At 68.4% G+C, this 1,323-nt stretch carries 1 protein-coding gene; it reads right to left on the bottom strand.

The window, feature by feature from the left end; genetic code table 11:
- Positions 1-80: 80 nt before the first annotated feature.
- Complete coding sequence (locus JK361_RS40530) at positions 81-1,319, bottom strand: IS701 family transposase (RefSeq protein WP_236054676.1); 1,239 nt, start codon at positions 1,317-1,319, stop codon at positions 81-83.
- Positions 1,320-1,323: the final 4 nt, after the last annotated feature.

Raw genomic sequence — 1,323 nt, 5'->3', positions numbered from 1 at the left:
CCTAGTAGTGCTTCGTTAGGTTCTTCTTCTGCTGGTCGGCAGGGGGCGGCCGCAGGTGGTGCAGGTACCGGTCCAGCACCTCAGCAGGTCTTGGAGTGTGTCGAGGGTCTGGTAGAGGCTTGGGCCGGTGCCTCGACTTTTGGGTTGAGCCTGCGGAGGGTGAGGAATGCCTGCGCGGCGGTGACGAGGGTGACGTGGTGGTGCCAGCCGCGCCAGGTGCGGCCCTCGAAGTGGTCCAGCCCCAGGCCGTGCTTGAGCTCGCGGTAATCGTGCTCGATCCGCCAGCGCATCTTCGCCCACCGCACCAGGTCAGCGGTCGGTGTGGCAGCAGGCAGGTTCGATATCCAGTAGCCCGTCGGGGCGTCCTGACCGTCCGGCCATTCGACCAGGAGGGTCTGGGTGGGCAGGACGCCGTCCCACCGGCTGCGGCCGCCACCCGCCTCCTGAGCTGCGGTCAGGGACTGCTTGCCCGCGGGCCTCACTGTCAGCACCAGGAACCGTGAGGTCATCGTGCCTTTGCTGCCCTGCCGCCAGGTCACCTCGGTGCATTGCTCCGCACCAACCTCCGCCGCGAGGGTGGAGAGGGCTCGTGGCGGAGTGCGGTAGCGGGGAAGGGTGGGCGGCCCGAGCCCTCCATAGACGGGCTGGTGCGGCTCGACATCCTCCGGATGAGCGACTTCCTTCCCGCTCAGGGCCAGGACATAGGACAGCCCTCGCTCCCTGAGGCCGAGCCGGAACGGGGTGCTGACGCCGTAGCCGGCGTCGGCGACCACGACCGGCGCCTTCAACTGCCACTGGGCGAGTGTGTCCAGGAGACCGAGGGCCAGGCGCCACTTCTCCTGGTGCACCACGTCGTCGGGGACTCCTGCCCTGCGGCAGCGGTCCGGCTCGTCCGTCCACTCCCGGGGCAGATACAACTGCCACTGCAGCGGGCACGAGGCGGTGTCGGTGGCGGCATGGACACTGACCGCGACCTGGCAATTCGCCCGTTTGCCGACCGCTCCGCAGTACTGGCGGGCCACCCCGACCGACGCCTTGCCGCACTTGGGGAACGACACGTCGTCGATCACCCACACCTCAGGTGCGATGCTTTCGGACAGCCACTCGGCGATCCGCTGCCTGACCGGCAGCGGATCCCACGGCGACTGGTTCACGAACTGCTGCAGGGCCTGCATGTCCGCGTCCGGCAACCGCTCGGCCATCGGCTGGATCGACTTGCGCCGACCGTCGAGCATCAGGCCTCGCAGATAACACTCACCCTTGGCCCGCTGATCCCTACGCGGCACCGAGGCGAAGACATCCGCCACAAACAGCGCCAACGCC

Origin of the sequence: Streptomyces musisoli (genome assembly GCF_016741855.1) — a bacterium.
GTDB classification, from domain to species: Bacteria; Actinomycetota; Actinomycetes; order Streptomycetales; family Streptomycetaceae; genus Streptomyces; species Streptomyces musisoli.
The sequence above is the reverse complement of the archived record's forward strand: the minus strand, read 5'-3'. Positions and strand labels throughout refer to the sequence as shown.